Below are 22465 nucleotides of genomic sequence, written 5' to 3'. Positions count from 1 at the left end.
GTTTTAAAACTGACGGAATTAATCCTTAATTCCTTACCTTTGCTTTTGTTCAGTTTTCAAAGAACTTTTTTTGTTTAAAAGCGTGTCGCTCGTTTTGGCGACTTTTATAAGATACCACCGTTTAACAGCTGATGTCAACCGCTTTTTTTAATAACCTTAATTTGTTTGTAACACCGCTGTAAAAGCGACAAGAAGTAATATACCACCATGAATATGTAATGGTCAATAGTTTTTTAGAAAATAATTAATTTCTTTGTTTTCGCCTTAAATACCTTCTACAATCGGCTGGTTTTGCAAACCGGCAGAATAAACGATAAATGATTTGATACCTTTCTTCAAGTACCGATTTTACGATCCCATCAATTTTTTGATCTTCTAAATCGTACATCAGTTCTTCCATTTCTTTTTTCAGTACATATTCGAATTCATTAAGTTCCTGATGATTCAACAGCATCCCTATCAATACAAAACACCCCGCTTAGCATTTTCTTTTATCATTATTGCCATGTAAAAGCTCTGTTATTATTTTTAGGTTTTTCTTAAATATCCGTCATATCTTGTCCAGACAGTCATAAATATTTTGTAAGGAAGTATGGACAAGGGGGTAAATTGTAAATGAAATTTTTCTTTGTCATAAACGGTAAGAAAGTAAAACAATACATGGTTGTTGTGTTTGCAGCATTTTTTGCTGCCTCCCTCGCTTTTGTGGGACAGCAGCAGCTATCAGTATTCTCTTCAAAAGATGGCCCTCGAGCTATATACAAAGGAGAAGATCAGGGTAATAAAGTTTCCTTGACCTTTGATATCAGCTGGGGAGACAAACGGGTAACACCGATCCTGGATATTTTAAAAGAAAAAGGCGTAAAGAATTGTACCTTCTTCTTATCAGCTGCATGGGCAGAAAGACATCCTGATATTGTTGAACGAATCGTGAAAGATGGTCATGAGGTCGCGAGTCTTGGTTATCAATATAAAAGCTATACCGAGTGGGAAGATAAACAGATCAAGAGGGATATTCTTTTAGCTCAAGAGAAGATTAAAAAAGTTTCGGGTAAGATGACTTCTCTTCTTCGTCCGCCAAATGGGAATTTCGATGAGCGAGTACTTAATATTTCTGAAGACTTGAACCATACTGTTGTTCATTGGAGCATTGATACGAAGGACTGGAAAAATCCAGGTGTAGATAAGATTGTTACTACAGCAACTGACGGTACGAAGGCAGGAGATATCATTTTGCTTCATGCATCTGATTCTGTTAAGCAGACACATAAAGCACTTCCGCAAATAATTGATAAATTAAAAGGTGATGGCTTTAAACTGGTTAGCGTCAGTGAGATGATCGCCAATACAGAAGCAAGCAGCAAAGAAGTAAACTAATTCAAATGCAAAAAGCCCGTGCATTTAAGATGCAATGGGCTTTTTTTGTTTGTTCTTCTGCAGCAATCTGTGCAGCATTAAAATCTGATACGTATTACATAGCATTAACGGAACGAATCCCATCCAAAGAGATAGTGCATTGTTTTCTTTAAGTACCGGCACCCATTCCAGGATAGTTACGACTGTAATAAAGAAAAGTGTTGGGATAAATGCTACCTTAGATGTTTGTTTAACTTTTAAATATGCAATGATCAAACCATATACTAAAATCGCAAGTGGTATCACGATATAATTCACAATACTGTCGCCTTCTTTATGAAAGGACGTATATCTTAAGTAAAATAAATCGAACAGTACGACTGCAATAAGGACGAGCTGTACACCATTCCATAAGCGGTGACTCTTAAAGATGCCTAAACCAAAACGGTGAACGGTCAAATAAGCAAAGAAGCCCATCTGGCTAAAAACACTGAACAATGCCCCAAAGCCGATCAATCCAAAAATGTATAATAACAGCTCGAACAACGTGCTGTTCTCAGGAAATTTCAATATGAGTCCTACCGTGATGGCACTCACAATTCCGATTAAAAGTGTGGTTATAAATAAAAAGAGCCAACTTTTGATTTTCACGCTTGTTTTCCCCCTCTAACTTGCTCCGTTACGATTGTACCAATGTCCTTTTTAAATTGCCAGTTTTCCTTTAAATAACCAGTATAAATAAGTCTTAAAAATCAATCCTAATGATATATAGCCCACTTGAAAGGAGGAGGAAACCAGTTGAAAAAAATATACATTTTCCTCTTTTGTATCATTCTGGCCTCTTTAACGGGCTGTGCTCAAAATGAAGCCCAGGGAAGTTCCCAGATGGATTATGAAACGACAAAGAAGATGTTTGTCGATTTATTAAAAACAGATGAAGGAAAAAAAGCAATTAAAGAAGTATTATCCGATAAAGAAATTCAGCAGGAAATCCTGATTGACCAAGAAGTCGTAAAGCAGACGATCGAACAGCAGCTTCTTTCTGAAAAAGGGCAGAAGTTCTGGCAGACACTTTTTAAAGACCCTAAGTTCTCTGTAGCTTTTGCAAAAAGCATGAGAAAAGAACACGAAAAGCTGATGAAGGATCTCATCAAAGATCCGCAGTATCAGGCAGAAGTGATGAAGATCATGCAAAATCCGCAAATGGCACAAAAGCTTCTAGGACTTGTAGATACTCAGCCTGTACGAAAAGAAATGAAAAAAGTAATGCTTGAAACATTTGAAAATCCTATTGTTCAGGCCCAAATTCAAGAGATGCTGAAAAAAGTAGCACATGATGAAATCGATCAGTCCATCTCAAAAAAAGAAAAAGAAGCATCTGGCGGCGGTCAGCAAGAACAAGAACAATCGAACGCACAATAAAAGCCTCTCATTCAGAGAGGCTTTTTTTTACTTTGTTTTTTCAATGATGGTCTTAGCCATATTGATATAATGTTCACCGATTGGATGAGTCTGCTCATACACACTTGGCGCAAAATCATCTTCTTTTATTTCAGGCTGCCCTAATGGAATCTGTCCTAGCAAAGGAACATTTAATTCTTCCGCTAATCGCTTCCCTCCATCTTTACCGAAAACATATTCTTTTTCTCCAGTGGACTCGCTTTGGAAATAGGCCATGTTCTCAACAATTCCAAGAACTTCATGATTTGTTTTGATCGCCATCGTTCCAGCCCTTGCAGCAACAAACGCTGCAGTCGCATGAGGTGTTGTAACGATAACTTCTTTACATTTTGGAAGCATCTTATGAACGTCTAATGCAACATCCCCTGTTCCAGGAGGCAGGTCGAGAAGAACATAATCTAGATCTCCCCATTCTACTTCACTAAAGAAGTTCATCAGCATTTTGCCAAGCATCGGACCACGCCAGATAACTGGTGCATTGTCTTCCACAAAGAATGCCATAGAAATAACTTTTACACCAAAGCGCTCAACAGGAAAAATACGATCGCCTTTTACTTTAGGGCGCTCAGTAATTCCCATCATATCAGGTACACTGAAACCATAAATGTCTGCGTCGATCAATCCGACTTTTTTTCCTAACCTCGCAAGTGCTACTGCTAAGTTGACGGAAACCGTTGACTTACCTACTCCGCCTTTACCACTTGCGATCGCAATAAACTCAGTTTTGCTGTTTTCGGACAGAAGTGTCGGAGCTCCCGTCTGCTGCTGGGGCTGGCTTTCTGCCTGAACATCTTCTCTTTTTTCAAATCGCAAACCTACAGACTCTACGCCTGCATTCTTAAGAACTTGTACGATCTGCTGCTGCAGCTGCATTTGTTCTGGTGTTCCTGTATGCGCAAGGCCAATCTTTAAACCAACATAGCCTTCTTTTATTTTAAGCTCACGAATACTACCGGAGTCCACCATGTTTTTATGTAAATAAGGGTCTTGAATAGGACTTAACAGCTCGATTACTTTTTCTTCAGTAAGCACAAAGACACATCCTTTACCTCTAAAATTCCTTTTCAGTATATCACAACCTTAGAAGACTTAGCATGAAAGCGGTTTTAAAGAAATTAGAAGGGGCTGATTTCCGTTTCAGGTCCTTGCTTTCCGCGGGGTGGGAGGTAAATGGCTAACAGAACCTTAAAGAAAAACTCCTTAATCATAAGGAGTTTTCGGAGGCGTTTCATTTGTATAGTACCTGAGCAATCCTTGATAAATAGAAGCAGCCACTTTTTGCTGATACGATTTCGTCTTTAGCAATTCGCGTTCTGATGGATTAGATAAGAATCCTACTTCAACTAATGCACCTGGAACTTCAGCTGACCGGAGCAGGTAAAGTCCTTCAATCGATTTTGCAAATCGGTTCGTATTTTCGAGGTTCCGTTTAATTTCATCTTGAATAAATAGCGATACTGCCTCACCCTCTTCTCTTCCAGGGTGATAAAAAACTTGAGCTCCTCTCCATCTGGAGGAAGGCAAAGAATTTAAATGAATACTGATAAATAAGTCCGCATGGTTTTCGTTAATGATTTTTTTTCGTTCTTTTAAATCTTCCCATTTTCGATGCCTTAGCTTTCTTGTACCTTTTTCAGCCAAGTCTTTGTCTGTCTCACGGGTCATAATAACAAGCGCTCCCGCTTCCTGCAAATAATCACGTAGCATAATCGAGATATTTAAGGCGATTTCCTTCTCGAGTACTTCACCATCACCTACGGCACCGCCATCTGCACCCCCATGTCCAGGATCGATCACAACAACTTTTCCGGATAACGGCAAGTTCCATGCACGCCATGAATCATTATCTAAAATACGATAGGTGAAAATAAAGATAAGGACTGCGCACCCTAATGCAAATGCGGCTCCCTTCACCCACTTCTTCATGTTTTGTCCCCCTATACAAGCCATATATCACTATGTATATGGGACAAGAAAGAATTTATAACTTACTTAGAGATTATTGCAGTTTCATTCTGTAGCGTTTTTCACCGTTTCTGTACCCTTCCATCCACCAAACATGGACATAGGCTTCACAGCAGAGGTGAAGTGATTCCATCATCATTTCTGTACCCCAGCACCAGAACTGCCAATATTCAAAAAGTCCGTCTGCGATTGCTTTTTGTTTTTCATATGCACGATCTTTAATCTTTTCTAATGTTTCACCGTGGTAAGCAAAACGGCTGTAGCCTGCACCTAGTAGATACGCATCGATCGCCATATCAATGCATGCGTCCTCAATATCATTTTGATATAAAAGCGAGTATTGGAAAAACGGCTGGAACAACCGCTGAAATTCCTTTTTAATATTAGGAAGCGACAAGTCGCGAAGTACCTTTCGCTCGAAATTTTCTTTTTTATAGCGCTGTTTTTCTCTGAAGTTGTTTAAGACAATAGCCATTCTTTCTCCCCTTCCTGCGTTTTAACTTTACGCATTGTTTTTCCTTACCTTTATTTTTCTCAAAGGAAGGTTTATCGACACTGCATAAAAGATGGTAAGGGAAAAGCTGGCATTACACTAAAAAAACACATAAGATAATCCTTGTACTCAGGTGCATTTGAATATGAATGCAAAAGCTTTTAGTCTTGAATCCAGATTCTTGAATCCAAAAATTTTTGCATCCAATCCACGAAAAACAAGCATTTATCCACGAGTTTACATTCCTCGACAAATTACGCACATGGGTCGCTATTTACAAGGTACAAAGCATAAGCAAACAAAAAACCCCGCTCTCCAAAAAGAGAACAGGGTTTTGATAAACGTATAAAGATTAACGTTTTGAGAACTGAGGTGCACGACGAGCGCCTTTAAGTCCGTACTTCTTACGCTCTTTCATACGAGCGTCACGAGTAAGGAATCCAGCTGCTTTAAGAGATCCGCGGTACTCAGGATCTGCTTCTAGAAGCGCACGAGAGATACCGTGACGGATAGCTCCTGCTTGTCCAGTGTATCCACCGCCATGAACAGTTACTAATACGTCATACTTATCAGTTGTTTCAGTTGTGTTAAGTGGTTGCTTAACAATAAGCTTTAATGTTTCTAATCCGAAAAATTCGTCTATGTCACGTCCGTTGATAACGATACGGCCTTCACCAGGAACTAATCGTACACGCGCTACGGAGTGCTTACGACGTCCAGTGCCATAATATTGTACTTGTGCCACGTAAATACCCTCCTTTTTTATCCGCGTAACTCGTAGTTTTCAGGTTTTTGTGCTTGATGGTTGTGCTCAGCTCCAGCATATACGTGAAGCTTTTTGAACATTTGGCGACCAAGGCTGTTCTTTGGAAGCATACCTTTGATTGCTAGCTCAAGCATTTGAACCGGACGAGTTGTACGCATTTCTAATGCAGTTCTCGTACGAAGTCCACCTGGGTGTCCAGTGTGGCGGTAATAAATTTTGTCAGTCAATTTCTTACCTGTTAATTCGATCTTTTCTGCGTTGATGATGATCACGTGATCACCAGTATCAACGTGTGGTGTATAAATAGGCTTATGCTTACCGCGAAGGATAGAAGCAACTTCACTGGATAGACGTCCAAGAGTCTTGCCTTCAGCGTCGATCACAAACCATTTACGTTCTACTTCAGAAGCTTTCGCCATGAAAGTCGTACGCATGTGTTTTCCCTCCTGTATCTTCAATCAAATTCAATTATATTCAATGTGAACATTTCCCAAAATATCTCCGGGGCATGTGGACGATATCTTTAGAAATACCAAATAATATCTTATAATATATAAACAACGATGTCAAGCGTATCCTAAATATTATTCATGATTCTCTTGGTAATTCTCTTGGTAATTTACTTGATATAAATAAAGTCCGTGAGCAGGTGCTGTCTTGCCAGCCAATGCACGGTTTTTACCTGCGATGATCGTCATAATCTCTTCAGGCTTCCTTTTGCCTTGTCCTACCTCTAAAAGAGTCCCAATGATTATCCTCACCATGTTATACAAAAACCCGCTGCCTTTGATTTTAAAGGTCAGAGACTCACCTTCCTCATGCACATCCAATGAGAAGATCGTTCTTACCTTATCCGCTACTTCTGAACGTGCAGATGAAAACGAAGTGAAATCATGAGTACCTAAAAAGCAGCTGCATGCTTTTTGGATATCCCTCATATTCAATGGGTACGGATAATGAAACATGTGGTCCCTTTTAAAAACGTCAGGCTGTTTACTTACGAGCAATTTATAATGATACTCTTTGCTTTCTGCAGAAAACCGAGAATGAAACGAATCGGGTACTTCTTCCACATCTTTTATAAGAATGTCATCCGGCAGCATCGCGTTTAAAGCTTTCCCCCAAGCACCACTTGGAATAATCATTTCTGTATCAAAATGAAACACTTGGCCGACTGCGTGTACACCAGCATCAGTACGGCCAGAAGCTGAAATCTGTACAGCCTCTCCTTTATGCATCTTTTGGAGAACAGACTGAATCGTGCCTTGCACCGTTCTTCCGCTAGGCTGTACTTGGTATCCGGCAAAATCAGTTCCGTCATAAGCTACGGTTACTTTCATACGAGCCATTGTTGTTTCTCCTTTTAACTGCGTAATAAAAATAGCGATATTGTCAGCAAGATAAGCAGCACTAAGGCAAATGTATCCCGGTTATGCCACTCTAGCGCTCTTAACCTCGTTCTGCCTTCACCGCCGCGGTAGCCTCTTGCTTCCATGGCGAGTGCAAGCTCTTCTGCACGCTTAAAAGAAGACACAAACAAAGGAACAAGAAGCGGAACAAAGGCTTTTGCCCTTTCTTTTATCGGTCCGCTTGTAAAATCAGCACCACGAGCCATCTGTGCCTTCATGATCTTCTCTGTCTCTTGCAAAAGAGTCGGTATAAATCGAAGAGATATCGACATCATTAAAGCAAACTCATGAACAGGAAGCTTCCATTTTTTTAACGGACCAAGCAGATGTTCAAGCCCGTCTGTTATATCAATCGGTGTTGTAGTCAGCGTAAGCAATGAGGTCATCAACACGAGCAACAGAAGTCTCATCGCGATAAAGATACCCTGTATCACTCCGCCTTCATATATTTCTAACCAGCCCGCTTTATAAAGCACATCTCCTTCTTTTGTTAAAAAGATGTGCAGAAGCATCGTGAAAACTACAAGAATAAGGATCGGTTTAAGTCCTTTATATAAAAACCGCAGCGGAACTTTGGATGCTGAGATGGTGACAGCAGTAAAAGCGATCAGAAGACCGTATGTGATCCAATTGTTGGCTAAAAAAACAATGAACAAATAAAAGAATGCAGCAATAAGCTTTGAGCGTGAATCCATCCGGTGCAGAGGAGACGATGCCGGGTAATACTGACCGATAATTACATTTTGCAGCATACTAGCTCCCCCTCTTCTTGAGAGCTTGTCCAAGACTTTTAGCCAGTTCTTCTATCGTAAAATCCGACAGTGACAGGTTCTGTCCTGACTTCTCGTTCCATTTCAAAAGAAATTGAACCGTTTCAGGTACATCCAACCCTGCCTCTTGAAGTGCTTTTCTCTCATTAAAAATTTCGCTTGGCTTCCCGTGCAAGTAAAGTTCACCCTTATGCATGACAGCAATCTCATCCGCATATTTAGAGGCATCCTCCATGCTGTGAGTGACAAGCACAGTTGTTAACTTGTTTTTTTGATGAAGATCGTAAAATAAATCCATGATTTCTACACGACCCGCTGGATCTAATCCTGCAGTCGGTTCATCTAGAATAAGAACTTCTGGATTCATAGCAAGCACACCGGCGATCGCTACTCTTCTCATCTGGCCTCCGCTTAGGTCGAACGGTGATTTGCTTAAAACCGTTTGCGGCAATCCTACCATCTCAATCACTCTTGAAGCTGTATTCTTCGCTTCCTCTTCTGCCATCCCAAAATTGCGGGGACCGAACATGATATCCTTTTCCACTGTTTCCTCGAAAAGCTGATGTTCCGGATACTGAAATACGATTCCTGCCTTTTTGCGAAGCGGCTTTAAATCTTGCTTTTTCCCGCCAGCTTCTAAAAGCGTTTCACCCATTTTTATAGATCCAGCAGATGGTTTCAACAGCCCATTCAGATGCTGAATAAGTGTCGACTTTCCAGACCCCGTATGTCCGATGAGCGCGAGGAATGTTTCATCAGGTATATCCAGGTTCACATCATGAAGAGCCCGCCTTTCAAATGGCGTTCCTTGCATATACCGATGTTCGAGTTGCTTTATGCTAATTTCCATAATGCATTCACCAGCTCTTCCTGCGTTAAATAGCCTCTATCAAGCTCGACTCCCTGCCTGCGAAGAGCTTCGCTTAATTTTAGTGAAAACGGTAAATCCAGACCAGCAGACTTCAGCAAATCACGCTGCTGAAAGATAGTATCGGGTTTTCCTTCTGCTGCTTTTTCCCCCATTTTCATGACGACAACTCTGTCTGCACTTAGCGCTTCCTCTAAATCATGAGTGATTGAAATAACAGTGATGCCTTCATTTTGATTGAGTTCACGGACTGTCTCCATTACTTCAATCCTGCCGACTGGATCAAGCATTGAAGTGGCTTCATCTAATACGATGACAGAAGGCTTTTGTGCTAAAATACCCGCAATCGCTACTCTCTGTTTTTGACCGCCCGATAATTGATGTGGTTCTTGATTTAAGAAAGCTTCCATGCCGACCCGCTGAACACTTTCATTGATCCGCTTAATCATCTCTTCACGAGGTACACCGAAGTTTTCAAGACCAAATGCAATATCATCTTGAACGCTTGTCCCTACAAATTGATTATCCGGATTCTGAAAAACCATTCCTACCTGTCTGCGAATTTCCCAAATGTCATCCTCACGCGCTGTTACGTACTCAGAAACATTTACAGTACCCTCATTCGGCAGCAACAGACCATTCAGCAATTTAGCCAAAGTAGACTTCCCAGAACCATTATGGCCAACAATAGAAAGCCACTCGCCTTTGTATACATCTAAGCTCACGTTTTTCAGCGTGGCCGTCTCTTCTCCCGGATAAAAAAAGGTCACATCCTTAACCGAAATAATGCTCTCCATGTGACATCCTCCTCTTAGCTGCTGCTAATCTAAGCTGCTCTCTGCTAGTTAGTTCTTAAAACTCTTTTAATTATTGCTGCAAAGGCTGTATTTCCTTTACATCAATAATAGTTTTTAAAAAAATTTTTTAAAGGGTTGGTTTTTTGCTTTGTTTTTTGCTTTGTTTTTTGTTTTGTTTTGCTTCTCTGACAAGTTGATTGGAGCGCAAGGTGCGAGACTCCTGCGGGACGAGCGGTCAGGTGGAGACTCCTAAGGGCGCAAAGCGCCAGGAGGCTCACCGCACGCCCCGCGGAAAGCGAGCACCTGGAGCGCAAATCAACTCTTCCAAAGAGCGACAAAGCTTTTCTATATCAACTTTTTAATAAAATAAAAAAGGGCAAGATTGTCATTGAAGACTTGATCCCGCCCTTTAAGTAACGTTTATTATACTAATTCAATGATAACCATTGGTGCACCATCACCACGGCGAGGGCCGATTTTTGCGATGCGAGTGTAACCACCGTTACGCTCAGCATAGCGAGGTGCAAGATCACTGAAAAGTTTTTGAAGAGATCTTTGGCCAGACTCACTGTCTGCTACTTCGTTACGAAGGAACGATGCAGCTTGACGGCGAGCATGAAGGTCTCCACGCTTACCAAGCGTAATCATTTTTTCAGCAAATTTACGAACTTCTTTTGCACGTGCTTCTGTAGTTTCAATACGCTCGTTGATGATTAAATCAGTAGCTAAATCACGAAGCATTGCTTTACGAACCGCAGATACACGACCTAACTTTTGGTATCCCATGCTTGTATTCCCTCCTCTGCGCGTTTCTCTCTCGTCTTGAAAAAGCGCGTATTACGAATTAATCGTCAGCGCGTAATGAAAGACCAAGCTCATCAAGTTTCTCTTGAACTTCTTCAAGAGACTTCTTGCCAAGGTTGCGCACTTTCATCATGTCTTCTTCAGACTTATTCGCAAGTTCTTGTACTGTATTAATGCCAGCACGCTTTAGGCAATTGTAAGAACGAACAGAAAGATCAAGTTCTTCAATAGTCATTTCAAGAACTTTTTCCTTTTGGTCTTCTTCTTTTTCTACCATAATCTCAGCGTTCTGAGCCTGATCTGTTAAGCCAACAAAAATGTTTAAATGTTCGCTAATGATCTTCGCACCAAGAGAAACTGCTTCCTCTGGACGAATGCTCCCATCAGTCCATACATCAAGCGTTAGCTTATCATAGTTTGTTACTTGTCCTACACGAGTGTTTTCTACTTGATAGTTTACACGAGAAATAGGTGTGTAAATTGAATCAACAGGAATAACACCGATAGGCAGGTCTTCGCGTTTATTGCCTTCTGCCTGTACATAACCACGACCACGTTTAGCATGAAGCTTCATTTGGAAATGAGCTCCCTTTGCAAGTGTTGCGATATGAAGATCCGGATTAAGGATTTCTACATCGCTGTCATGAGTAATGTCACCAGCTGTTACGACGCCTTCACCTTGGATGTCGATTTCAAGTGTCTTTTCTTCATCAGAGTAAATCTTCATTGCAAGCTTCTTTAAGTTCAAGATGATTGTAGTAACATCTTCAACCACACCTTCAACTGTTGAGAACTCATGCAATACGCCATTGATCTGAATAGATGTAACTGCTGCACCAGGTAGTGAGGACAACAAGATACGACGCAAGGAGTTGCCTAGTGTAGTCCCGTATCCACGTTCAAGTGGTTCAACAACAAACTTTCCGTATGTGGCATCGTCGCTGATTTCAACCGTCTCAATTCTTGGCTTTTCGATTTCGATCATTCAACTGAACCCTCCTTCAAACGTCGAATCTCGGCTGGATTGTTCCAGCCGAAATTCCCCATAGGCATTCCGACTTATCTTTTACCAAAACTTTTACTATAACCATTATAGACAAGTTAAGGAATTATATACCGTGTATATCGTTACACACGACGGCGTTTTGGCGGACGGCAACCGTTGTGAGGTACAGGAGTAACATCACGAATAGCTGTTACTTCTAAGCCTACCGCTTGAAGGGCACGGATTGCTGCTTCACGTCCAGCTCCAGGTCCTTTAACGGATACTTCCAACGTCTTCATACCATGTTCCATTGCAGTTTTACCAGCTGTTTCAGCTGCCATTTGTGCTGCGAACGGAGTAGACTTACGAGAACCTTTAAATCCTAGGTGACCAGCAGTCGCCCAAGAGATTGCGTTCCCGTGCGTGTCAGTAATCGTAATGATCGTGTTGTTGAATGTAGAACGGATATGTGCTACGCCGACTTCAACATTCTTTTTGACACGACGCTTACGTGTATTAGTCTTACGTGCTTTTGCCATTTAGAGTTTACCTCCTTTACTTACTTTTTCTTATTCGCTACAGTACGACGAGGTCCTTTACGAGTACGGGAGTTGTTCTTCGTGTTTTGACCACGTACTGGTAATCCACGACGATGACGAACACCACGATATGCTCCGATCTCGATAAGACGCTTGATGTTTAATGAAACTTCACGGCGAAGGTCACCCTCCACTTTGTGTCCATCGATGACTTCGCGGATTTTGTTTAATTCATCTTCAGTAAGATCACGAACTCGTGTATCTTCAGAAACTCCAGCTTCAGCAAGAATTTGCTGTGCTTTTGTTTTACCGATACCGAAGATGTATGTTAATGAGATTACTACTCGCTTATCACGAGGAATATCTACACCTGCAACACGTGCCATAATTTTTGCACCTCCTGTATATTAACCTTGTTTTTGTTTATGTTTCGGATTTTCACAGATCACCATTACAGTGCCTCTGCGGCGAATCACTTTACACTTTTCACATATTGGCTTGACTGATGGTCTTACCTTCATTTTTTATAACCTCCTTATGTCACGGAGTACATTGATTATTTAAAACGATACGTTATACGACCACGTGATAAGTCATACGGAGACAATTCTACGGTTACTTTATCTCCTGGAAGAATTCGAATGTAGTGCATACGAATCTTTCCAGAAACGTGCGCTAGAACTTTGTGTCCGTTTTCTAGTTCAACACGAAACATGGCGTTCGGCAAAGGTTCAATAACTGTACCTTCTACCTCGATAACATCATCTTTAGCCATCGACTTGATCTCCCTTCTTCAGAGCAATGACTTTCTCGTCGGAAAACTTCGCTACTGCATAACGCAATTTGCCATTGGTTACACGACCTGTTTCAAGAATGCTTTTAACAACTTCTGGAGAAATAAAATCTAGCAATTCTAAATGGTTCAGGTTTTTTCGTTTGGCGCGATCGAACTTGCGCTTATCACCATCAGCTACGAGAACAAAACGTCCATCGAGAATGCCGACTATTACACCAAGCCGATCTGCGTCTCTTCCTTTTAGTATCCGAACCAGTTGTCCTATATTCGGTACCGAATCAGATTCGCTTACCATTTCATCACCTTCACCTAGATCTTTGTTAAGATTTCAAAGCCTTCCTCCGTAATGACAACCGTGTGTTCAAAGTGAGCACACCATTTGCCATCCGTTGTGACAACCGTCCAGTTATCGGATAATGTTCGAACATAGCGAGTTCCCGCATTTATCATCGGTTCTATTGCTAGAACCATGCCCTTTTTCAGTACCGGTCCTTTACCAGGCGGTCCGTAATGAGGAATTTGCGGGTCCTCATGCAAGTCCTGGCCTATCCCGTGTCCAACATATTCGCGGACAACAGAAAAACCTTCTTCCTCAGCATACTTTTGTATCTCATGAGAAATGTCAGTTAACCGGGCACCGGCTTTTGCCTTTTCAAGTCCTCTATATAAAGACTCTTCGGTTACATCCAGAAGTTTTTGAGCTTCCTCAGAAATCTCACCAACTCCGTACGTCCAAGCGGAATCACCATGATATCCGTTGTACTTCGCCCCAATATCTATAGAGATAATGTCGCCATGGTTCAGTACGCGTTTACCTGGAATCCCATGTACAAGCTCTTCATTCACAGAAGCACAGATACTTCCGCTAAAACCATTATAGTTTTTAAATGAAGGGATTGCACCTTGGCTGCGGATAAACTTATCAGCAATTTTGTCCAGTTCCTTAGTAGTTATGCCAGGCTTAATGTGTTTTTTTAACTCTTGATGAGTTAAGGCAACGATGCGACCTGCCTCCCGCATGATTTCAATCTCTCGCGGTGTTTTGCAGATAATCATTTCGCCAATCCCCCAATAAGTTGGTCAATGTCTTGAAAGACTTTGTCGATATCCTGATCACCATTAATGTTTTTCAGGTAACCTTTATCACCATAAAAATCAAGCAGTGGTTTAGCCTGCTTCATGTTTACATCTAAACGGTTTCGAACGGTCTCTTCATTATCATCTTGACGTTGGATAAGCGTACCGCCGTCTTTATCACATACTCCTTCAACCTTTGGCGGGTTGAATATTACATGATACGTGCTTCCGCATGTTTGGCAAATCCGACGACCTGTTAATCGCTGCATAAGCTTATCTGAATCAACTGAAATGTTTAGAACATAATCAATCTTTCGGGAAAGCTCTTGTGTGATTTCTTCCAGTGCTTCCGCTTGGGCAACTGTCCGAGGGAATCCATCTAGTAAAAATCCTTTTTCGCAGTCCTTTTTAGAAAGTCGGTCACGTACGATGCCGATTGTAACTTCGTCAGGAACGAGGTTACCCGCATCCATGTACGATTTTGCCTCAAGTCCAAGAGGAGTCTCCTCTTTAATTGCTGCTCGGAACATATCTCCAGTAGAGATATGTGGTATTCCGTACTTCTCAACAATTCTTTCTGCTTGAGTACCCTTACCTGCTCCGGGTAATCCCATTAAGACTAGATACATCTAATCCCTCCATAAATCACAATCGTCTTTTTTAAACAGAGCATGCCGGGAAGAATAATCTTCCCACGCCCTTATTTAATGAAGCCTTTATAGTGCCGCTTGATCAGCTGGCTCTCAATTTGCTTCATGGTGTCTAGTGCCACACCTACAACAATCAGCAAGCTTGTTCCACCAATTTGAATGGCTGGCGGAAGGTTCAAACCTGGAATTGCTGTAAAGACAACTGGCAGGACTGCAATTGCAGCCAGGAATAGAGATCCAACAAACGTTAATCGATACAGAATTCTTGTTATATAAGTTTGAGTGTTAGCCCCTGGACGAATGCCAGGAATGTATCCACCCTGCTTTTTTAAGTTTTCCGCCATTTGCTCCGGGTTCACTTGGATAAACGTATAGAAATACGAGAATCCGATAATGAGGAGCGCATATATAATCATTCCGACTGGCTTCGTATAGTCAAACGTGTTGATAATCCAAGTCGTAACATCATTCTGTCCGAAGAAACCAGCAACAGTTCTTGGCGTGATAATCAAGGAAATCGCAAAGATAACCGGGATAACACCTGCTGCGTTAACTTTAATCGGAAGATGAGTAGACTGGCCGCCAACAGGCTTTGTTCCAACGACCCGTTTTGCATACTGAATCGGGATTTTCCGAACACCTTGTTGAATAAAGATAACACCCATAATGATGAGTACAATCGCAAGTGCAAGGAGTACGACCGTAACGATGTGCATAAACATCTGATCGTTTCCGCCTTCGAATTGCGTTGTGAAAAGCTGGTTAACTGCTGTAGGAATAGCTGCGACAATCCCCGCAAAAATTAGAACTGATATTCCGTTTCCAATCCCCTTAAGGGTAATCTGCTCACCTAACCACATTAAGAATGCAGTACCTGCAGTTAAAACTAACGCGATAAATAGATACGTAGTCATGCTAGGGTTTTGAATAAGTCCAGGAAAAAGATTGTTAAAACCGATAGACATACCGATTGCTTGGATAAAACCAAGAACGATCGTTCCATAGCGTGTGAACTGAGCTAATTTCTTTCGCCCGACTTCACCTTGCTTACTCCATTCCGTAAACTTCGGCACAACGTCCATCTGCAAAAGCTGCACGATGATCGATGCTGTAATGTACGGCATGATACCCATAGCGAAAATGGAGAAGTTTTGTAACGCTCCACCGCCAAACGTATTTAAAAAACCAAAAATGTTAGCACTGTCGCCCGTACTGAATTTCAATACATCGCGATTCACACCAGGTACTGGGATGAATGTTCCAAGACGGAACACCACCAGCATCGCAAGTGTAAACAATATTTTGTTTCTCAGATCACCCACACGCATGATGTTGGAGATTGTCTGGAACATTAGATCACCTCAGTTTTTCCGCCCGCTGCTTCAATTGCTTCTTTAGCAGAAACAGAGAATTTGTGCGCCTTAACTGTAAGCTTAACTTCCAACTTGCCATTACCTAATACTTTAATACCGTTCTTAAGATTGCTTACTACTCCTGTTTCAAGAAGAAGTTCAGGAGTTACCTCTGTGCCCTCTTCAAAACGTACAAGCTTCTCAAGATTTACAACTGCATACTCTTTACGAGTAGGGTTTGTGAATCCGCGCTTCGGTAAACGACGTGCCAGTGGATTTTGTCCACCCTCGAATCCTGGTCTTACTCCACCGCCTGAACGTGAGTTTTGACCTTTATGTCCTCGACCACTTGTTTTACCATTTCCTGATCCGATACCGCGACCTACACGGTTGCGAACTTTACGGGATCCTTCTGATGGCTTCAACTCATGAAGTTTCATCTGAGCACCTCCTCATGATTTATTTATCTTATTAAGCTTCTAATTCTTTCACTGTTAAAAGGTGAGATACCTTGTTAACCATACCGCGGATAGCCGCGTTATCTTCGTGCACAACTGTCTGGTGCATTTTGCGCAAACCTAGTGTCTTAACAACAACACGCTGGTTTTCCGGACGGCCGATAACACTGCGAGTGAGGGTGATTTCTAATTTCTTAGCCATCTAAAATTCCCTCCTTAACCTAAAAGCTCTTGTACTGATTTGCCACGAAGTTTCGCAACGTCTTCAGCACGCTTTAAATTTTTCAATCCTTCGATTGTTGCACGAACCATGTTGATTGGGTTGTTAGATCCAAGTGACTTAGAAAGGATGTCACCTACACCAGCAAGCTCCAATACCGCACGTACAGGTCCACCAGCAATTACCCCAGTACCTTCAGATGCAGGCTTTAAGAATACGTTACCTGCTCCAAAACGTCCAACTACTTGGTGAGGAATTGTTGTTTTTACAATCGGTACAGTTACTAAGTTTTTCTTAGCATCTTCAATCGCCTTACGGATCGCTTCTGGTACCTCTTGGGCTTTACCAGTACCGAATCCAACGTGACCATTTTTGTCACCTACGACAACCACTGCAGCAAAGCGGAAACGACGTCCACCTTTTACTACCTTAGCTACACGGTTAACCGTAACGACGCGTTCTTCAAGTTCAAGTTTGTTAGGGTCGATACGCATCAGGTTCCCTCCTTCGATTAAAATTCTAACCCAGCTTCACGAGCTGCGTCTGCTAATGCTTTAATACGTCCGTGATATAAATATCCGCCTCGGTCAAATACAACCGATTTGATTCCTTTTTCAACTGCGCGCTTAGCGATTTCTTGACCAATCGCTTTAGCAGCATCTACGTTTCCACCGTTTTCTACATTTACTCCTTTATCAAGAGAAGATGCAGATACAATTGTTACACCTGCTTGATCATCGATCAATTGAGCATAGATGTGCTTTGTAGAACGGAATACGTTCAAACGAGGACGTTGTGCTGTTCCGCTTACAACGCGGCGAACACGAGCATGTCTTTTCTTACGAGCGACATTCTTATCTGCTTTCGTGATCATCCTTTGCACTCCTTTCCGCTACCTAACGGCTTTATTTACCAGTCTTACCTTCTTTACGGCGAACGAATTCACCTTCGTAACGAATACCTTTACCTTTGTAAGGCTCAGGTGAACGAACTGAACGGATGTTTGCAGCAACTTCACCTACACGTTGCTTGTCAATACCCTTAACGATAACCTTCGTGTTAGAAGGTACTTCGATGTCGATTCCTTGCTCAGGAACGATTTCAACTGGGTGAGAGTAACCAACGTTAAGTACAAGCTTGTTACCAGCTTTGGAAGCACGATATCCAACCCCGATAATTTCAAGAGCTCTTTCATAACCGTTTGTTACACCGATTACCATGTTGTTTAATACGCTGCGAGTAGTACCATGCAATGCACGGTGCTCTTTGTGGTCGCTCGGGCGTTCCACAGTAATTTCGTTATCTTGAACATTAATTTTAATGTCAGCATTGAATTTGCGAGAAAGTTCACCTTTAGGGCCTTTTACAGATACAGTGTTGTCATTTGCAACATTGATCGTAACGCCGCCTGGAACTTCTATCGGTTTGTTACCTACGCGAGACATGATGACACCTCCATTCGCTTTTTATTACCAAACGTACGCTAGTACTTCGCCACCCATTTGTGATTGGCGAGCTTCTTTATCAGTCATAATGCCTTTAGATGTAGATACGATTGCAATTCCAAGTCCTCCAAGAACACGTGGAAGTTCACTTGATTTTGCATAAACACGTAAACCAGGTTTTGAGATACGCTTAAGACCTGAGATTACACGCTCATTGTTAGAACCGTACTTAAGGAAGATGCGAATCATTCCTTGTTTGCTGTCCTCTACATACTCCACATCGCGAACAAAACCTTCACGCTTAAGGATTTCTGCGATTTCTTTTTTCATATTAGAAGCAGGAAGCTCCAACTTATCGTGACGAACAGTGTTAGCGTTGCGGATACGAGTAAGCATATCTGCAATTGGATCTGTCATAACCATTACTAGTTACCTCCTTCCCTTTTTTCAGGGTATTACCAGCTGGCTTTTCTTACGCCAGGAATTTGACCTTTATGAGCAAGTTCTCTGAAACAAATACGGCACAATTTGAACTTGCGGATTACTGAATGAGGACGCCCGCAACGTTCACAGCGCGTGTACTCTTGCACTTGGAACTTTTGCTTGCGTTGTTGCTTAGCAATCATTGACTTCTTTGCCACGGGTAAACCTCCTTTGGCTAAAGGTTATTTTTGGAATGGCATTCCGACTTGTGTTAGAAGCTCACGAGCTTCTTCGTCAGTGTTCGCAGTCGTTACAATAACGATGTCCATTCCGCGAACTTTGTTTACTTTATCATAATCGATCTCAGGGAAGATCAATTGTTCTTTAACACCTAGCGTGTAGTTACCGCGACCGTCGAAAGATTTCTTAGAAACCCCGCGGAAGTCACGAACACGTGGAAGTGAAACGCTGATCAACTTATCAAGGAAGTCATACATGCGCTCTCCGCGAAGTGTAACTTTTGATCCGATCGGCATACCTTCACGAAGCTTAAATCCAGCGATGGACTTTTTAGCACGAGTAATCACAGGCTTTTGACCAGCGATTGCTGTAAGTTCCTCTACTGCTGTATCTAACACTTTAGAGTTGGAAACTGCTTCACCAACACCCATGTTGATAACGATTTTTTCAATCTTTGGCGCTTGCATTACTGAAGTGTAATTAAACTTTTCCATTAGAGATGGTAAGATCTCTGCTTTATATCGCTCTTGTAGACGGTTCATTATGTGTCCTCCTTTCACTCTGAGACTTATTTATCTAGGGTTTCACCAGATTTTTTGGCCACACGAACTTTTTTCCCATCAACTACATTGTAGCCTACACGAGTAGGAGCACCAGTTTTAGGGTCAAGAGGCATTACGTTAGAAGCATGAATTGGTGCTTCTTGGCTAAGGATTCCGCCTTGCGGATTAGCCTGAGAAGGTTTTGCGTGTTTCTTAACAACGTTTACGCCTTCAACAAGCACTCTATTAAGCTTCGGATAAGCTTCAAGGATTACACCTTGTTTGCCTTTATCCTTGCCTGAAATTACTTGAACTTTATCGCCTTTTTTCACATGCAATGGCATTGTGAGCTGCACCTCCTTACAAGACAATAAGAGCCTTGCTAGTAAATATATTAAAGAACTTCTGGAGCAAGAGAAACGATTTTCATAAATTGCTTGTCACGAAGTTCACGTGCTACAGGTCCGAAGATACGAGTTCCTCGAGGACCTTTGTCATCCTTTACGATTACAGCCGCGTTCTCATCAAAGCGGATGTAAGATCCGTCGTTACGGCGCATACCACGCTTAGAACGTACCACTACCGCTTTAACAACGTCACCTTTCTTAACAACGCCACCTGGTGTTGCGGACTTAACCGAACAAACGATAATGTCACCAATGTTAGCGTACTTACGACCAGAACCACCAAGAACTTTAATGCAAAGTAGCTCTTTCGCACCAGAGTTATCAGCTACTCTTAAACGGGATTCTTGTTGAATCATGCGAATGGACCTCCTTTCGGATATGAGTATAATCCGAACAATTTATTAAATAATTACTGCTTCTTGAACAACTTCTACCAAACGGAATCGCTTGTCTTTGGAAAGCGGACGCGTTTCCATAACCTTAACGATATCACCGATCTTAGCAGTGTTGTTTTCATCATGCGCTTTTAACTTTTTAGAGTATTTAACGCGCTTGTTATATAAAGAGTGTGTCTTGTATGTTTCAACAAGTACTGTAATCGTTTTGTCCATCTTGTCAGAAACAACACGACCAGTGTACACCTTGCGCTGGTTACGTTCACTCATTGTGCGAACCTCCTCTCAAGAATTAACCGTTAGTAATCCCAAGCTCTCTTTCACGTAAAACCGTTTTTGCACGGGCAATTGCTTTACGAACTTCACGAATGCGGGCCGGGTTTTCTAATTGACCTGTCGCTAGTTGGAAACGAAGGTTAAAAAGCTCTTCTTTAAGTGCTTTTGCTTTTTGTTCAACTTCTGCAGTGGTCAGGTTACGAATATCATTAGCCTTCATTTGTGTCACCACCCACTTCTTCGCGTTTAACAAACTTACATTTTACAGGAAGTTTGTGTGCTGCAAGACGCAACGCTTCGCGTGCCACTTCTTCAGAGACACCAGCGATTTCAAACATAACTTTTCCTGGCTTAACTACTGCTACCCATCCTTCAGGAGCACCTTTACCGGAACCCATTCGGACTTCTAGAGGCTTTGCAGTGTAAGGCTTAGAAGGGAAAATTTTGATCCATACTTTACCGCCACGCTTCATATAACGAGTCATCGCAATACGAGCAGCTTCGATCTGACGGTTAGTAATCCAGCTAGCTTCTAGAGCTTGCAAACCGAATTCTCCGAAATGAACTTCTGTACCGCCTTTAGCGTTCCCACGCATTTTACCGCGGTGTTCACGACGATATTTAACACGTTTTGGCAATAACATAATTATTTGCCTCCTTCCTCTTTTTTCGTTCCTCTTGTTGGAAGGACCTCACCACGATAAATCCAGATTTTAATTCCAAGCTTACCGTAAGTTGTGTCTGCTTCAGCAGTACCATAGTCGATATCTGCACGAAGTGTGTGAAGAGGAACAGTACCTTCACTATAATGTTCAGAACGAGCGATATCAGCTCCGCCAAGACGGCCTGATACTTGAGTTTTGATACCTTTCGCACCCATACGCATTGCACGTTGGATCGCCTGCTTCATTGCACGACGGAAAGATACACGGTTTTCAAGTTGACGAGCGATGTTTTCAGCTACTAGCTTAGCATCAACGTCTGCTTGCTTAATTTCAAAGATGTTAACATGAACTCGCTTGCCAGTCATATCGTTAAGAGCTTTACGAAGTGCTTCTACTTCAGATCCGCCTTTACCGATTACCATTCCTGGCTTAGCAGTTTTGATTGTAATATTTACACGATTAGCTGCACGTTCGATCTCGATACCAGATACAGCAGCATCTTTTAGACGCTTTTCAATATAAGAACGGATCTTAATGTCTTCATGTAAAAGATTAGCGTAATCCTTTTCTGCGTACCATTTAGAATCCCAGTCACGGATGACGCCAATACGTAGACCTGTTGGATTTACTTTTTGACCCACGTCTTAACCCTCCTTCTTTTCAGAAACAACGATTGTGATGTGGCTAGTACGTTTGTTGATACGGCTCGCACGACCCATGGCACGTGGACGGAATCTCTTAAGAGTAATTCCTTCATCAACGAACGCTTGCTTAATCACTAGGTTGTTCGGTTCCATTTCATAGTTGTGTTCTGCGTTTGCGATAGCAGACTTAAGCACCTTTTCGATTACAGGAGAAGCTGCTTTAGGCGTCAAACGTAGAATCGCAAGTGCTTCACCTACTTGCTTGCCTCGAATCAAGTCGATAACGATACGAGCTTTACGAGGAGCAATACGCACTTGTTTAGCAATTGCTTTTGCTTCCATTTTGTGTACCTCCCCTCAATTAACGTCTAGTTTTCTTATCATCAGCTGCATGGCCTTTGTAAGTACGAGTAGGTGCGAATTCACCTAGCTTGTGACCGACCATATCTTCTGTTACATATACCGGCACGTGCTTACGACCATCATAAACAGCGATTGTGTGACCGATGAAGTCAGGGAAAATCGTAGAACGACGAGACCAAGTTTTAACTACTTTCTTGTCGTTAGATTCATTAAGTGCCTCGACCTTTTTCATCAAGTGGTCATCTACAAAAGGCCCTTTTTTCAAACTGCGACCCATTTGAGAACCTCCCTTTGTGTTT

At 41.9% G+C, this 22465-nt stretch carries 39 protein-coding genes; 2 read left to right on the top strand and 37 right to left on the bottom strand.

All coding sequences use genetic code 11. The features are described 5' to 3' along the window. Positions 1 to 244: 244 nt before the first annotated feature. Entirely contained in the window at positions 245 to 454 is a 210-nt protein-coding gene (locus tag UN64_RS18465) for a hypothetical protein (RefSeq protein ID WP_245802083.1), read from the bottom strand. Positions 455 to 615: 161 nt separating this feature from the next. Between UN64_RS18465 and pdaB the strand changes: the two genes are divergently transcribed. Further along, the gene (pdaB, locus tag UN64_RS18460) at positions 616 to 1377 is read left to right on the top strand and encodes a polysaccharide deacetylase family sporulation protein PdaB (RefSeq protein WP_077365554.1); all 762 of its coding nucleotides are present in this window, start codon (positions 616 to 618) and stop codon (positions 1375 to 1377) included. 24 nt (positions 1378 to 1401) lie between these two features. Here pdaB and UN64_RS18455 read toward each other — a convergent pair whose 3' ends face one another. Further along, positions 1402 to 2007 (bottom strand): KinB-signaling pathway activation protein, encoded by a 606-nt coding sequence (locus UN64_RS18455; protein WP_077365552.1) that lies wholly within the window; start codon positions 2005 to 2007, stop codon positions 1402 to 1404. A 147-nt stretch (positions 2008 to 2154) separates the two neighbouring features. Between UN64_RS18455 and gerD the strand changes: the two genes are divergently transcribed. After that, positions 2155 to 2778 carry a spore germination lipoprotein GerD gene (gerD, locus tag UN64_RS18450; RefSeq protein ID WP_077365550.1) on the top strand — a complete coding sequence of 208 codons (624 nt, stop codon included), beginning with the start codon at positions 2155 to 2157 and terminating at the stop codon, positions 2776 to 2778. A gap of 27 nt (positions 2779 to 2805) precedes the next feature. Here the strand turns inward: gerD and UN64_RS18445 are convergent, their stop codons facing one another. The 35 genes from UN64_RS18445 to rpsS all read right to left on the bottom strand — a co-directional run bounded on the left by UN64_RS18445 (position 2806) and on the right by rpsS (position 22443). Continuing rightward, positions 2806 to 3849, bottom strand: a complete 1044-nt coding sequence (locus UN64_RS18445; protein ID WP_077365548.1) for an Mrp/NBP35 family ATP-binding protein — start codon at positions 3847 to 3849, stop codon at positions 2806 to 2808. A 168-nt stretch (positions 3850 to 4017) separates the two neighbouring features. Continuing rightward, complete coding sequence (gene cwlD, locus UN64_RS18440) at positions 4018 to 4743, bottom strand: N-acetylmuramoyl-L-alanine amidase CwlD (RefSeq protein WP_077365546.1); 726 nt, start codon at positions 4741 to 4743, stop codon at positions 4018 to 4020. A gap of 73 nt (positions 4744 to 4816) precedes the next feature. Next, on the bottom strand, positions 4817 to 5257 hold the full coding sequence (locus UN64_RS18435; protein WP_077365544.1) for a DUF2521 family protein: 441 nt from the start codon (positions 5255 to 5257) through the stop codon (positions 4817 to 4819). A 370-nt stretch (positions 5258 to 5627) separates the two neighbouring features. Next, positions 5628 to 6020, bottom strand: a complete 393-nt coding sequence (gene rpsI / locus UN64_RS18425) for a 30S ribosomal protein S9 (protein ID WP_066237857.1) — start codon at positions 6018 to 6020, stop codon at positions 5628 to 5630. Positions 6021 to 6037: 17 nt separating this feature from the next. Then, positions 6038 to 6475 carry a 50S ribosomal protein L13 gene (gene rplM / locus UN64_RS18420; protein ID WP_066285587.1) on the bottom strand — a complete coding sequence of 146 codons (438 nt, stop codon included), beginning with the start codon at positions 6473 to 6475 and terminating at the stop codon, positions 6038 to 6040. Between the two features lie 150 nt (positions 6476 to 6625). Continuing rightward, positions 6626 to 7390 carry a tRNA pseudouridine(38-40) synthase TruA gene (gene truA / locus UN64_RS18415; RefSeq protein WP_077365540.1) on the bottom strand — a complete coding sequence of 255 codons (765 nt, stop codon included), beginning with the start codon at positions 7388 to 7390 and terminating at the stop codon, positions 6626 to 6628. A 14-nt stretch (positions 7391 to 7404) separates the two neighbouring features. Then, positions 7405 to 8202 (bottom strand): energy-coupling factor transporter transmembrane component T family protein, encoded by a 798-nt coding sequence (locus UN64_RS18410; protein ID WP_077365538.1) that lies wholly within the window; start codon positions 8200 to 8202, stop codon positions 7405 to 7407. A 1-nt stretch (position 8203) separates the two neighbouring features. Next, positions 8204 to 9070, bottom strand: coding sequence for an energy-coupling factor ABC transporter ATP-binding protein (locus tag UN64_RS18405; RefSeq protein WP_077365536.1), 867 nt, complete (start codon positions 9068 to 9070; stop codon positions 8204 to 8206). Then, positions 9055 to 9885, bottom strand: a complete 831-nt coding sequence (locus UN64_RS18400; RefSeq protein WP_077365534.1) for an energy-coupling factor ABC transporter ATP-binding protein — start codon at positions 9883 to 9885, stop codon at positions 9055 to 9057. The genes UN64_RS18405 and UN64_RS18400 overlap by 16 nt, the downstream gene beginning before the upstream one ends. A 423-nt stretch (positions 9886 to 10308) precedes the next feature. Beyond that, positions 10309 to 10671 (bottom strand): 50S ribosomal protein L17, encoded by a 363-nt coding sequence (rplQ, locus tag UN64_RS18395; protein ID WP_066285577.1) that lies wholly within the window; start codon positions 10669 to 10671, stop codon positions 10309 to 10311. Between the two features lie 58 nt (positions 10672 to 10729). Then, the gene (locus UN64_RS18390) at positions 10730 to 11674 is read right to left on the bottom strand and encodes a DNA-directed RNA polymerase subunit alpha (RefSeq protein WP_066285575.1); all 945 of its coding nucleotides are present in this window, start codon (positions 11672 to 11674) and stop codon (positions 10730 to 10732) included. Between the two features lie 143 nt (positions 11675 to 11817). Continuing rightward, positions 11818 to 12213, bottom strand: coding sequence for a 30S ribosomal protein S11 (gene rpsK, locus UN64_RS18385; protein WP_066237883.1), 396 nt, complete (start codon positions 12211 to 12213; stop codon positions 11818 to 11820). Positions 12214 to 12233: 20 nt separating this feature from the next. Next, a complete protein-coding gene (gene rpsM / locus UN64_RS18380) occupies positions 12234 to 12599 on the bottom strand; it encodes a 30S ribosomal protein S13 (protein WP_077365532.1) in 366 nt (121 codons plus the stop codon). A 21-nt stretch (positions 12600 to 12620) separates the two neighbouring features. Further along, positions 12621 to 12734, bottom strand: a complete 114-nt coding sequence (gene rpmJ, locus UN64_RS18375; RefSeq protein ID WP_007203526.1) for a 50S ribosomal protein L36 — start codon at positions 12732 to 12734, stop codon at positions 12621 to 12623. A gap of 35 nt (positions 12735 to 12769) precedes the next feature. Next, a complete protein-coding gene (gene infA, locus UN64_RS18370; RefSeq protein ID WP_066237890.1) occupies positions 12770 to 12988 on the bottom strand; it encodes a translation initiation factor IF-1 in 219 nt (72 codons plus the stop codon). After that, positions 12981 to 13304, bottom strand: a complete 324-nt coding sequence (locus tag UN64_RS18365; RefSeq protein ID WP_077365530.1) for a KOW domain-containing RNA-binding protein — start codon at positions 13302 to 13304, stop codon at positions 12981 to 12983. The genes infA and UN64_RS18365 overlap by 8 nt, the downstream gene beginning before the upstream one ends. A gap of 14 nt (positions 13305 to 13318) precedes the next feature. Further along, the gene (gene map / locus UN64_RS18360; protein ID WP_066285564.1) at positions 13319 to 14065 is read right to left on the bottom strand and encodes a type I methionyl aminopeptidase; all 747 of its coding nucleotides are present in this window, start codon (positions 14063 to 14065) and stop codon (positions 13319 to 13321) included. Beyond that, complete coding sequence (locus tag UN64_RS18355; RefSeq protein WP_066285562.1) at positions 14062 to 14715, bottom strand: adenylate kinase; 654 nt, start codon at positions 14713 to 14715, stop codon at positions 14062 to 14064. Before UN64_RS18355 ends, map begins: the two co-directional genes overlap by 4 nt. Positions 14716 to 14786: 71 nt before the next feature. Beyond that, a complete protein-coding gene (secY, locus tag UN64_RS18350) occupies positions 14787 to 16088 on the bottom strand; it encodes a preprotein translocase subunit SecY (RefSeq protein ID WP_077365528.1) in 1302 nt (433 codons plus the stop codon). Further along, entirely contained in the window at positions 16088 to 16528 is a 441-nt protein-coding gene (gene rplO, locus UN64_RS18345; protein WP_066285559.1) for a 50S ribosomal protein L15, read from the bottom strand. The genes secY and rplO overlap by 1 nt, the downstream gene beginning before the upstream one ends. Positions 16529 to 16559: 31 nt before the next feature. Then, a complete protein-coding gene (gene rpmD / locus UN64_RS18340; RefSeq protein ID WP_066285557.1) occupies positions 16560 to 16748 on the bottom strand; it encodes a 50S ribosomal protein L30 in 189 nt (62 codons plus the stop codon). 14 nt (positions 16749 to 16762) lie between these two features. Next, positions 16763 to 17263 carry a 30S ribosomal protein S5 gene (rpsE, locus tag UN64_RS18335; protein WP_066285555.1) on the bottom strand — a complete coding sequence of 167 codons (501 nt, stop codon included), beginning with the start codon at positions 17261 to 17263 and terminating at the stop codon, positions 16763 to 16765. 14 nt (positions 17264 to 17277) lie between these two features. Beyond that, positions 17278 to 17640: a 50S ribosomal protein L18 gene (gene rplR / locus UN64_RS18330; protein WP_077365526.1), complete on the bottom strand. Its 363-nt coding sequence runs from the start codon at positions 17638 to 17640 to the stop codon at positions 17278 to 17280. A 31-nt stretch (positions 17641 to 17671) separates the two neighbouring features. Next, the gene (gene rplF / locus UN64_RS18325) at positions 17672 to 18211 is read right to left on the bottom strand and encodes a 50S ribosomal protein L6 (protein ID WP_077365524.1); all 540 of its coding nucleotides are present in this window, start codon (positions 18209 to 18211) and stop codon (positions 17672 to 17674) included. Between the two features lie 24 nt (positions 18212 to 18235). Continuing rightward, positions 18236 to 18634, bottom strand: a complete 399-nt coding sequence (gene rpsH / locus UN64_RS18320) for a 30S ribosomal protein S8 (RefSeq protein WP_066285549.1) — start codon at positions 18632 to 18634, stop codon at positions 18236 to 18238. Between the two features lie 32 nt (positions 18635 to 18666). Further along, a complete protein-coding gene (locus UN64_RS18315) occupies positions 18667 to 18852 on the bottom strand; it encodes a type Z 30S ribosomal protein S14 (protein ID WP_066285547.1) in 186 nt (61 codons plus the stop codon). Between the two features lie 24 nt (positions 18853 to 18876). Beyond that, on the bottom strand, positions 18877 to 19416 hold the full coding sequence (gene rplE / locus UN64_RS18310) for a 50S ribosomal protein L5 (RefSeq protein ID WP_066390678.1): 540 nt from the start codon (positions 19414 to 19416) through the stop codon (positions 18877 to 18879). A 26-nt stretch (positions 19417 to 19442) separates the two neighbouring features. Beyond that, the gene (gene rplX, locus UN64_RS18305) at positions 19443 to 19754 is read right to left on the bottom strand and encodes a 50S ribosomal protein L24 (protein WP_066294477.1); all 312 of its coding nucleotides are present in this window, start codon (positions 19752 to 19754) and stop codon (positions 19443 to 19445) included. A 56-nt stretch (positions 19755 to 19810) separates the two neighbouring features. After that, positions 19811 to 20179 (bottom strand): 50S ribosomal protein L14, encoded by a 369-nt coding sequence (gene rplN / locus UN64_RS18300; RefSeq protein ID WP_066285543.1) that lies wholly within the window; start codon positions 20177 to 20179, stop codon positions 19811 to 19813. Between the two features lie 45 nt (positions 20180 to 20224). Further along, the gene (rpsQ, locus tag UN64_RS18295; protein WP_077365520.1) at positions 20225 to 20488 is read right to left on the bottom strand and encodes a 30S ribosomal protein S17; all 264 of its coding nucleotides are present in this window, start codon (positions 20486 to 20488) and stop codon (positions 20225 to 20227) included. Between the two features lie 22 nt (positions 20489 to 20510). Then, positions 20511 to 20714 carry a 50S ribosomal protein L29 gene (gene rpmC / locus UN64_RS18290; protein ID WP_066237940.1) on the bottom strand — a complete coding sequence of 68 codons (204 nt, stop codon included), beginning with the start codon at positions 20712 to 20714 and terminating at the stop codon, positions 20511 to 20513. Further along, the gene (gene rplP / locus UN64_RS18285; protein ID WP_066237943.1) at positions 20704 to 21138 is read right to left on the bottom strand and encodes a 50S ribosomal protein L16; all 435 of its coding nucleotides are present in this window, start codon (positions 21136 to 21138) and stop codon (positions 20704 to 20706) included. The genes rpmC and rplP overlap by 11 nt, the downstream gene beginning before the upstream one ends. Before the next feature lie 2 nt (positions 21139 to 21140). Continuing rightward, positions 21141 to 21800, bottom strand: coding sequence for a 30S ribosomal protein S3 (gene rpsC / locus UN64_RS18280; protein WP_077365518.1), 660 nt, complete (start codon positions 21798 to 21800; stop codon positions 21141 to 21143). Positions 21801 to 21803: 3 nt separating this feature from the next. Next, positions 21804 to 22145 (bottom strand): 50S ribosomal protein L22, encoded by a 342-nt coding sequence (rplV, locus tag UN64_RS18275; RefSeq protein ID WP_066237948.1) that lies wholly within the window; start codon positions 22143 to 22145, stop codon positions 21804 to 21806. Between the two features lie 19 nt (positions 22146 to 22164). Beyond that, positions 22165 to 22443, bottom strand: coding sequence for a 30S ribosomal protein S19 (gene rpsS, locus UN64_RS18270; RefSeq protein WP_066285535.1), 279 nt, complete (start codon positions 22441 to 22443; stop codon positions 22165 to 22167). Between the last annotated feature and the right edge of the window lie 22 nt (positions 22444 to 22465).

The sequence above is a fragment of the Fictibacillus arsenicus genome (genome assembly GCF_001999465.1).
Taxonomy (GTDB): domain Bacteria; phylum Bacillota; class Bacilli; order Bacillales; family Fictibacillaceae; genus Fictibacillus; species Fictibacillus arsenicus.
The sequence above is the reverse complement of the archived record's forward strand: the minus strand, read 5'-3'. Positions and strand labels throughout refer to the sequence as shown.

Coding starts and splice junctions, on each gene's coding strand:
- rpsS (WP_066285535.1), bottom strand. CDS start 22,443: ATGGGTCGCAGTTTGAAAAAAGGGCCTTTTGTAGATGACCACTTGATG.
- UN64_RS18390 (WP_066285575.1), bottom strand. CDS start 11,674: ATGATCGAAATCGAAAAGCCAAGAATTGAGACGGTTGAAATCAGCGAC.
- rpmJ (WP_007203526.1), bottom strand. CDS start 12,734: ATGAAGGTAAGACCATCAGTCAAGCCAATATGTGAAAAGTGTAAAGTG.
- UN64_RS18465 (WP_245802083.1), bottom strand. CDS start 454: ATGCTGTTGAATCATCAGGAACTTAATGAATTCGAATATGTACTGAAA.
- rpsQ (WP_077365520.1), bottom strand. CDS start 20,488: ATGAGTGAACGTAACCAGCGCAAGGTGTACACTGGTCGTGTTGTTTCT.
- infA (WP_066237890.1), bottom strand. CDS start 12,988: ATGGCTAAAGATGATGTTATCGAGGTAGAAGGTACAGTTATTGAACCT.
- rpsM (WP_077365532.1), bottom strand. CDS start 12,599: ATGGCACGTGTTGCAGGTGTAGATATTCCTCGTGATAAGCGAGTAGTA.
- rplV (WP_066237948.1), bottom strand. CDS start 22,145: ATGGAAGCAAAAGCAATTGCTAAACAAGTGCGTATTGCTCCTCGTAAA.
- map (WP_066285564.1), bottom strand. CDS start 14,065: ATGATTATCTGCAAAACACCGCGAGAGATTGAAATCATGCGGGAGGCA.
- rpsK (WP_066237883.1), bottom strand. CDS start 12,213: ATGGCAAAAGCACGTAAGACTAATACACGTAAGCGTCGTGTCAAAAAG.
- rpsH (WP_066285549.1), bottom strand. CDS start 18,634: ATGGTTATGACAGATCCAATTGCAGATATGCTTACTCGTATCCGCAAC.
- rpmD (WP_066285557.1), bottom strand. CDS start 16,748: ATGGCTAAGAAATTAGAAATCACCCTCACTCGCAGTGTTATCGGCCGT.
- UN64_RS18400 (WP_077365534.1), bottom strand. CDS start 9,885: ATGGAGAGCATTATTTCGGTTAAGGATGTGACCTTTTTTTATCCGGGA.
- rplO (WP_066285559.1), bottom strand. CDS start 16,528: ATGAAACTTCATGAGTTGAAGCCATCAGAAGGATCCCGTAAAGTTCGC.
- UN64_RS18365 (WP_077365530.1), bottom strand. CDS start 13,304: ATGGTAAGCGAATCTGATTCGGTACCGAATATAGGACAACTGGTTCGG.
- UN64_RS18410 (WP_077365538.1), bottom strand. CDS start 8,202: ATGCTGCAAAATGTAATTATCGGTCAGTATTACCCGGCATCGTCTCCT.
- rplF (WP_077365524.1), bottom strand. CDS start 18,211: ATGTCTCGCGTAGGTAACAAACCGATAGAAGTTCCAGGCGGCGTTACG.
- truA (WP_077365540.1), bottom strand. CDS start 7,390: ATGGCTCGTATGAAAGTAACCGTAGCTTATGACGGAACTGATTTTGCC.
- rplP (WP_066237943.1), bottom strand. CDS start 21,138: ATGTTATTGCCAAAACGTGTTAAATATCGTCGTGAACACCGCGGTAAA.
- rplR (WP_077365526.1), bottom strand. CDS start 17,640: ATGATCACGAAAGCAGATAAGAATGTCGCTCGTAAGAAAAGACATGCT.
- rplE (WP_066390678.1), bottom strand. CDS start 19,416: ATGAACCGTCTACAAGAGCGATATAAAGCAGAGATCTTACCATCTCTA.
- UN64_RS18405 (WP_077365536.1), bottom strand. CDS start 9,070: ATGGAAATTAGCATAAAGCAACTCGAACATCGGTATATGCAAGGAACG.
- secY (WP_077365528.1), bottom strand. CDS start 16,088: ATGTTCCAGACAATCTCCAACATCATGCGTGTGGGTGATCTGAGAAAC.
- UN64_RS18355 (WP_066285562.1), bottom strand. CDS start 14,715: ATGTATCTAGTCTTAATGGGATTACCCGGAGCAGGTAAGGGTACTCAA.
- UN64_RS18435 (WP_077365544.1), bottom strand. CDS start 5,257: ATGGCTATTGTCTTAAACAACTTCAGAGAAAAACAGCGCTATAAAAAA.
- pdaB (WP_077365554.1), top strand. CDS start 616: ATGAAATTTTTCTTTGTCATAAACGGTAAGAAAGTAAAACAATACATG.
- rpmC (WP_066237940.1), bottom strand. CDS start 20,714: ATGAAGGCTAATGATATTCGTAACCTGACCACTGCAGAAGTTGAACAA.
- rplQ (WP_066285577.1), bottom strand. CDS start 10,671: ATGGGATACCAAAAGTTAGGTCGTGTATCTGCGGTTCGTAAAGCAATG.
- rplN (WP_066285543.1), bottom strand. CDS start 20,179: ATGATTCAACAAGAATCCCGTTTAAGAGTAGCTGATAACTCTGGTGCG.
- rplM (WP_066285587.1), bottom strand. CDS start 6,475: ATGCGTACGACTTTCATGGCGAAAGCTTCTGAAGTAGAACGTAAATGG.
- cwlD (WP_077365546.1), bottom strand. CDS start 4,743: ATGAAGAAGTGGGTGAAGGGAGCCGCATTTGCATTAGGGTGCGCAGTC.